The 6,952-nt window shown below is 70.0% G+C and carries 5 protein-coding genes and 1 pseudogene; 2 read left to right on the top strand and 4 right to left on the bottom strand.

Translation table 11 applies throughout. The features are described from left to right. On the bottom strand, positions 1 to 1,375 hold a 1,375-nt coding region (gene ffh / locus D183_RS0118335), incomplete at its 3' end, for a signal recognition particle protein (RefSeq protein WP_017910280.1). A 105-nt stretch (positions 1,376 to 1,480) separates the two neighbouring features. Here ffh and D183_RS0118330 point away from each other — a divergent pair. Then, positions 1,481 to 2,275 carry a cytochrome C assembly family protein gene (locus D183_RS0118330; protein WP_017910279.1) on the top strand — a complete coding sequence of 265 codons (795 nt, stop codon included), beginning with the start codon at positions 1,481 to 1,483 and terminating at the stop codon, positions 2,273 to 2,275. Positions 2,276 to 2,371: 96 nt separating this feature from the next. Here the strand turns inward: D183_RS0118330 and D183_RS0118325 are convergent, their stop codons facing one another. Further along, positions 2,372 to 3,436 (bottom strand): aldose epimerase family protein, encoded by a 1,065-nt coding sequence (locus tag D183_RS0118325; protein ID WP_026144625.1) that lies wholly within the window; start codon positions 3,434 to 3,436, stop codon positions 2,372 to 2,374. Between the two features lie 377 nt (positions 3,437 to 3,813). Here D183_RS0118325 and D183_RS0118320 point away from each other — a divergent pair, with 377 nt between their 5' ends. Further along, positions 3,814 to 5,403, top strand: a complete 1,590-nt coding sequence (locus tag D183_RS0118320) for an alpha-N-arabinofuranosidase (RefSeq protein WP_017910277.1) — start codon at positions 3,814 to 3,816, stop codon at positions 5,401 to 5,403. 139 nt (positions 5,404 to 5,542) lie between these two features. Here D183_RS0118320 and D183_RS0118315 read toward each other — a convergent pair whose 3' ends face one another. Further along, positions 5,543 to 6,025 (bottom strand): hypothetical protein, encoded by a 483-nt coding sequence (locus tag D183_RS0118315; protein WP_017910276.1) that lies wholly within the window; start codon positions 6,023 to 6,025, stop codon positions 5,543 to 5,545. A gap of 129 nt (positions 6,026 to 6,154) precedes the next feature. Continuing rightward, positions 6,155 to 6,952, bottom strand: a pseudogene (locus D183_RS0118310) (elongation factor G); the annotation flags it as partial.

Raw genomic sequence — 6,952 nt, 5'->3', positions numbered from 1 at the left:
TGAACGGCAGGCCGCCGCGGCCGCCCATGCCGCCGAGCATGCCCTTCATGCCGCGCATCAGGCCCTTCATGCCGCCGCCGGCCATCTTGCTCATCATCTTTTCCATCTGCTGATACTGCTTCATCAGCTTGTTGACGTCGGCCGGCTGGGTGCCGGAGCCGCGGGCGATGCGCGCGCGGCGCGAGCCGTTGAGCAGGCCCGGGTTGCGCCGCTCCTTCTTGGTCATCGAGCCGATGATGGCGATCATCCGCGGCACGTCCTTGTTGCCGGCGACCTGCTGCTTGAGGTGCTCGGGGATCTGGCCCATGCCCGGCAGCTTGTCCATCAGCCCGGACAGGCCGCCCATGTTCTGCATCTGCTCGAGCTGGTCGCGCATGTCGTTGAGGTCGAACTTCTTGCCCTTGGCGACCTTCTCGGCCAGCTTCTGCGCCTTGTCCTTGTCCACCTGGTGCTCGACCTGCTCGACCAGCGACAGCACGTCGCCCATGTCGAGGATGCGGCTGGCCAGGCGATCGGGGTGGAACACGTCCAGGCCGTCCGGCTTCTCGCCGACGCCGATGAACTTGATCGGCTTGCCGGTGATGTAGCGCACGCTCAGCGCCGCACCGCCGCGGGCGTCGCCGTCGGTCTTGGTCAGCACCACGCCGGTCAGCGGCAACGCCTCGCTGAACGCCTTGGCGGTGTTGGCCGCGTCCTGGCCGGTCATCGCGTCGACCACGAACAGGGTCTCGACCGGGGCGATCGCCGCGTGCAGCGCCTTGATCTCCTCCATCATCGCCGCGTCGATGGCCAGGCGGCCGGCGGTATCCACCAGCAGCACGTCGACGAAGGACTTGCGCGCGTCGGCAATGGCGGCGCGGACGATGTCCACCGGCTTCTGCGAGGCCTCGGACGGGAAGAACAGCACCCCGACCTGCTCGGCCAGGGTCTTGAGCTGCTCGATCGCGGCCGGGCGGTACACGTCGGCCGACACCACCATCACCTTCTTCTTGCGCTTTTCCTTCAGGTGCTTGGCCAGCTTGCCTACCGTGGTGGTCTTGCCCGCGCCCTGCAGGCCGGCCATCAGCACGATCGCCGGCGCCGGCACGTTGAGGTTGAGGTCGCTGGCGGCCGAGCCCATCACCGCGGTCAGCTCGTCGCGCACGACCTTGATCAGCGCCTGGCCCGGGGTCAGGCTCTTGAGCACTTCCTGGCCGACCGCGCGCACCTTGATGCGCTCGATCAGCGCCTGCACCACCGGCAGGGCGACGTCGGCCTCGAGCAGCGCGATGCGCACTTCGCGGGTGGCTTCGCGGATGTTCTCCTCGGTCAGGCGACCGCGGCCGCGCAGGCGCTGCATGGTGCCGGAGAGGCGTTGGGTGAGGGATTCGAACATGCGGGCGGGTCGCGGACGGGAAACGGCCGTCGATTATAGCCGGGCGCGCCGGCGATCCCCGGCGGCGCCGTCACGGCGGCTGGCCCGATATGCGAAACTGGCGCGATGCTCATCACCGTCCTCGCCGCCCTGCTGTACCTGGCCGCCACCGGCCTGCTGATCGCCGCGGTGGTGCGCGACCGGGTGGACCGCAGCCGCGCCTGGCTTTGGCCGGCGCTGCCGGCGGTGGCCCTGCATGCGGGCTATCACGTGCAGGTGGCCCTGCACACCGCCGGTGGCCCGGACATGCACTTCTTCGCCGCGCTGTCGCTGGTCAGCCTGGGCATGGCGTTGATGACCGCCCTGGTCGGCGCCAGCGGGCGCATGGCCGCGCTGGGCGTGGTGGTGTTCCCGCTGTCGGCGGCGCTGCTGCTGGCATACCACGGCTACGGCCACGAGCCCGCGCCGGTGCTGGACTGGCGGCTGCAGTTGCACGCCTGGCTGGCGCTGCTGGCCTACGCCACGCTGGGCATCGCCGCGCTGCTGGCGGTGATGCTGTGGCTGCAGGAACGCGCGCTGCGACGCCGCGACTTCCATCCCTGGCTGCGCGCGTTGCCGCCGCTGACCGCGCTGGAAACGCTGCTGTTCCGCACCATCGTGGTCGGCTTCATCCTGCTGACCCTGACCCTGCTGACCGGGGTGCTGTTCGTGCAGGATTTCCTGGCGCAGCGGCTGGTGCACAAGACCGTGCTCAGCGTGCTGTCGTGGATCGTGTTCGGCGCGCTGCTGTTCGGCCGCTGGCGCTACGGCTGGCGCGGGGTCAAGGCGGTGCACTGGACCCTGGCGGCAATGGTGCTCCTGCTGCTGTCGTTCTTCGGCAGCAAGTTCGTGATCGAACTGGTGCTGGGGCACGCGCAGTAGCGGCCCGGTCTTCCCGTAGAAGCGGCTTCAGCCGCGACGGGTGACACCGGGAAAGGCCCGGTCGCGGCTTCAGACACGCCTGCGACGTCCCACGCCTCAACCGCCGCCCCGCTCCGCCAACGCCGCCTCCACCGCCGCCCATTCGGCGCCGCGGCCGACCTCGGCGAAGCGATAGTCGATGCGGTGCCGATAGACCTGGCCGGGACGCAGGATGCAATCGGGAAAGCCCGGCTGGTTCGGCGCGTCCGGGTAGCCTTGCGGCTCCAGGCAGATGCCGCGGCCCAGCGCCGGATGCTGCCGGTCCAGGCCCTGGCCTTCGTACAGCTGCACGGCCGGCATCGGGCTGGCGATACGCATGGCCACGCCGCTGTGCGGCGAATACAGCAGCGCGGTGCAATCGTGGCCGTCGGCCAGCACCAGGCAGTGGTCGTAGCCGGCGCTGAGCGAGAGCTGCGGATCGGCGGCGATGTCCTTGTCGGCGATGGCACGCGCCTGGCGGAAATCGAACGGCATGCCGGCCACTGAGGCGACCTCGCCACGCGGCAGCAGCGCCGCATCGCGCACCGGCAGGTAACGGTCGGCCGGCACCCGCAGCCACTGCGCCGCGGCGGGCACCGCGGCATCGCCGGCCAGGTTGAAATAGGGATGATGGGTGAGATTGAGCGGGGTCGGCGCATCGGTCTGCGCGACGAACTCGACGCTCAGGCAACGGTCGTCGACGCGGTAGGTCGCCTCCACCGACAGGTTGCCCGGATAGCCCTCCTCGCCGGCCGGCGAGTCGTAGCGCAACTGCAGCATGCGCTCGGTCTGCGCCGACACCGTCCACACCCGGCGGCCGAAGCCCAGCGCGCCGCCGTGCAGATGGTTGGCGCCCTCGTTGGCGGTGACCGCGTAGTGCCGGCCATCGACGGTGAAGGCCGACCCGGCGATGCGGTTGCCGAAGCGCCCGACCAGCACGCCCAGGTAGGCCGGGTCCTGCAGGTAGTCCTGCAGCGTCGGCAGACCCAGCACCAGCTCGGTCTCGCCATGCGCGCCGTGCAGGCGCAGGCTGCGCAGCAGGCCGCCGTAGGTCAGCACTTCGGCGCGCAGGCCGTCGCCGCTGTCCAGGATCATGCGCTGGATGGCGGTACCGTCGGGAAGATGACCGAAAAGCGAGGACATGCAGGAGCCTTGGAAGTCGGTGCGCATGCGCGGGGTCCGCAGCATAACCAGCGAGGGCGCGACACGGCCATCGCCGCGCGAGCGCCGACAGCGCGCTGTGCGATCCCGCGCACGTTCTGGGAACACACCGCGTGCGGCGCCGTGCCGCGCATTGCAATTCCGATATGGCGGCCTCGCATTTGGGCATTGGTTCGCCCTCCACGTGTCTTCTATGCTCGGAATCGGGGCACACCGGGGACAGGCACGGAAGCGATCGTGCCGGGGGGTGCGCGCCCCGGATACGGCAGCGCCTGGGCGTCATGGCCAAGGCCGCGCGCCGGCCGTCACTCCCACGCGACGCTGGCGACGGCGCCGCCCTACCCGACAAGGAGCTCCCGATGCGTTCGCCCCGTTTCCTGCAGCAGCGTGCGGCACACTGGCGGCGGCTGCCGCTGATCGCCGCGACGCTCGGCCTGGCACTGGCCGCCACACTGGCGCAGGCCGCCGACGTCGAGGTGCGCGGCACGCTGCGTGCCGACCGCCCTGGCGCCGCGGTGTCGCGCCACCTGTTCGGACAGTTCGCCGAGCATCTGGGCAACGGCATCTACGGCGGCGTCTGGGTCGGCCCGGACTCGAAGATCCCCAACACCCGCGGCTACCGCAACGACGTGGTCGCCGCGCTGAAGGCGCTGGACGTGCCGGACATCCGCTGGCCCGGCGGCTGCTTCGCCGACGAATACCACTGGCGCGACGGCATCGGTCCGCGCAACCAGCGCCCGACCAGCGTCAACACCCACTGGGGCGGCGTGGAGGAACCCAACAGCTTCGGCACCCACGAGTTCATGGAGTTCACCGAACTGCTCGGTACGCAGGCCTACGTGGCCGGCAACGTCGGCGACGCGGCGCCGGACGAGATGGCGCAGTGGGTGGAATACATGACCGCGCCCACGCGCTCGACCCTGGCCGAACAGCGCCGCCGCAACGGCCGCCAGGCGCCGTGGAAGGTGCCGTTCTTCGGCGTCGGTAACGAACTGTGGGGCTGCGGCGGCAACATGCGCGCCGAGTACGCCGCCGACGTGTTCCGCCGCTACCAGACCTTCGTCAAGGCGCCGGCCGACCAGAAGATCCTCAAGATCGCGCCCGGCCCGAACGAAGACGACTACCACTGGACCGAGGTGATGATGCGCGAGGCCACCAAGTTCATGGATGGCCTGAGCCTGCACTACTACACCGTGCCCGGCGGCTGGCCGCCGCGCGCCTCTTCCACCAGTTTCGACGAGGCAGCGTGGATCGAAACGCTGTCGCGCACGCTGCGGATGGACGAGCTGATCAGCAAGCACAGCGCGATCATGGACAAGTACGACCCGGACAGGAAGGTCGCGCTGGTGGTCGACGAATGGGGCACCTGGTACAAGGGCCTGCCCGACGTGAACCCGGGCTTCCTGCACCAGCAGAACACCTTGCGCGATGCGCTGGTGGCGTCGCTCAACCTGGACATCTTCGTCCAGCATGCCGACCGCGTGCGTATGGCCAACATCGCGCAGATGGTCAACGTGTTGCAGGCGATGGTCCTCACCGACGGCGACAGGATGCTGCTGACGCCGACCTACCACGTCTTCATGCTGTACAAGCCCTACCAGGACGCGACCGCGCTGCCGCTGCAGATCACGACGCCGGACTATCGGCTTGCCGGCTATACGGTGCCGGCGGTGCACGGCTCGGCGGTGCGGGCCAAGGACGGGCACGTGTACGTGGCGCTGACCAATCTGGACCCGAACCGCAGCGCCGACGTCGCGGTGCAGCTTGATGGCGTGCAGACGCGCGGCGTCGACGGGCAGATCCTGACCGCACCGACCATCGACTCGCTCAACACCTTCGCGCAGCCGCAGGCGGTACGCCCGGCCGCCTTCGCCGGCGCGCGCGTGCAAGGCGACACGTTGCAGGTGGCGCTGCCGGCCAAGGCGATCGTGATGCTGAAGCTGCAGTAGCCCCAGGCCATTGCCGCGCTCCTAGCCCCTCTCCCCCCGGGAGAGGGGTTGGGGTGAGGGTCGGCCCGCGCAGCGCAGCCACTCCTCGCCAATTCCAAAAAGGGATTTGGACTCCTATGCGGCGCGCCGCGCTGCGCGCCTAGTCTTGCGCGTCGGTCAGCAGCGCGAACAGCGATTGTCCATCCGGCGCGATCAGGTCGCTGACCGCCCAGCAGCCGTTGCCGCGGCGCTGCAGTTCGATCTTGACCGACTGCGCCCGCGCGGCACGACCGCCGAGCGCCAAGCGGTAGTCCATGCGCACCTCCACCACGGTGGCCTGCGAACCGCCCGAGACCAGGGTGAAGGTCGGCGCGCCCTGAATGTCGCCGTCCTGCGCGCTGGTCCACGGGTCGAAGTCCAGCCGGCACACGCCCTCGCGCGCCGCGCAGCGCTGGTCGGCCTGCAGCGCGTGCGCAAAGGATGGGGTCAGCAAGCCGTCCAGGTTTTGCGGCTGCCAGTAGAAATCGCGAGCCTTGTACAGGCGCTCGGCCATCTGCAGCGGCGTCGCGCATGCCGGCGGCTGCGCGGCGGCGAGCGTCGGCGACAGAGCAAGCAGGATCAGGAGGACAAGACGGCGATGCATGGGCGGCTCCGGCGATCGGGGCCGGCTATGAAGCCTGGATCGCGGCGTCGACGCAAGCACGGACAAAAAAAGAGGAGCCGGCGAACCGGCTCCTCGTTCTCCTGCCGCATTGCCAGATGGCAACGCGGCTCACGCGGCCTTGACCGGCGCATAGCCGTCGAAGGTCATGCTCGCAGATGCCCGTCCCTGGGTCAGCGAACGCAACGCCGTGGCATAGGCCTGCAGTTGCGCCAATGGCGCCTGCGCGACCACCTCGGCACGGGAGCCGCGCTCTTCGATCGCCACGACGCGTCCCTCGCGCCGCTGCAGATCGCCGAGCACGTCGCCGACGCTGTGCGCAGGCGTATTGATCGCCACCGCCATCACCGGCTCCAGCAGCAGCGTGCCGGCCTGCGCCAGCGCCGCCTTCACCGCGTCCGAAGCCGCGCGCTGGAACGCCAGGTCCGACGAATCCACCGCATGCGCCTGGCCATCGACCAGCACCACCTCCACACCGACCACCGGATGGCCGAGCGGGCCTTGCGCCAGCGCCGCACGCGCCCCCTTCTCGGTGGCGGCGACGAAGGCCTTCGGCACCACCCCGCCACGGCTGCGGTCGACAAAAGTGACTGCACCGTCCGCGCGCGGCAGCACATCCAGCACCACCTGCGCGAACTGGCCCTGGCCGCCGTTCTGCTTGGACAGCCGTGCGGCCACGCCCAGCGCGGCCGCACGCGGCGTTTCCTGGTAGGCCACGCGCGGCGCGCCGGTGCGCACGTCCACGTGCCACTCGCTGCGCAAGCGCTCCACCATCACCTCCAGATGCAGCTCGCCCATGCCCCAGATCACCGCTTCGCCGGTCTCCGGATCGCTGTCGACGCGGAAGGACGGATCCTCCTGCGCCAACCGCGCCAGGCCCTGGCCCAGCCGCACCAGCTCGGTCGCGTT

The organism is Xanthomonas sp. SHU 199 (assembly GCF_000364665.1).
Classification (GTDB): Bacteria; Pseudomonadota; Gammaproteobacteria; order Xanthomonadales; family Xanthomonadaceae; genus Xanthomonas_A; species Xanthomonas_A sontii.
This window is presented reverse-complemented; position numbering and strand designations above follow the sequence as displayed.

Bases quoted from the DNA above. Each gene is read 5' to 3' on its own strand.
- D183_RS0118330 (WP_017910279.1), top strand. From the start codon at position 1,481: ATGCTCATCACCGTCCTCGCCGCCCTGCTGTACCTGGCCGCCACCGGC.
- D183_RS0118325 (WP_026144625.1), bottom strand. From the start codon at position 3,436: ATGTCCTCGCTTTTCGGTCATCTTCCCGACGGTACCGCCATCCAGCGC.
- D183_RS0118320 (WP_017910277.1), top strand. From the start codon at position 3,814: ATGCGTTCGCCCCGTTTCCTGCAGCAGCGTGCGGCACACTGGCGGCGG.
- D183_RS0118315 (WP_017910276.1), bottom strand. From the start codon at position 6,025: ATGCATCGCCGTCTTGTCCTCCTGATCCTGCTTGCTCTGTCGCCGACG.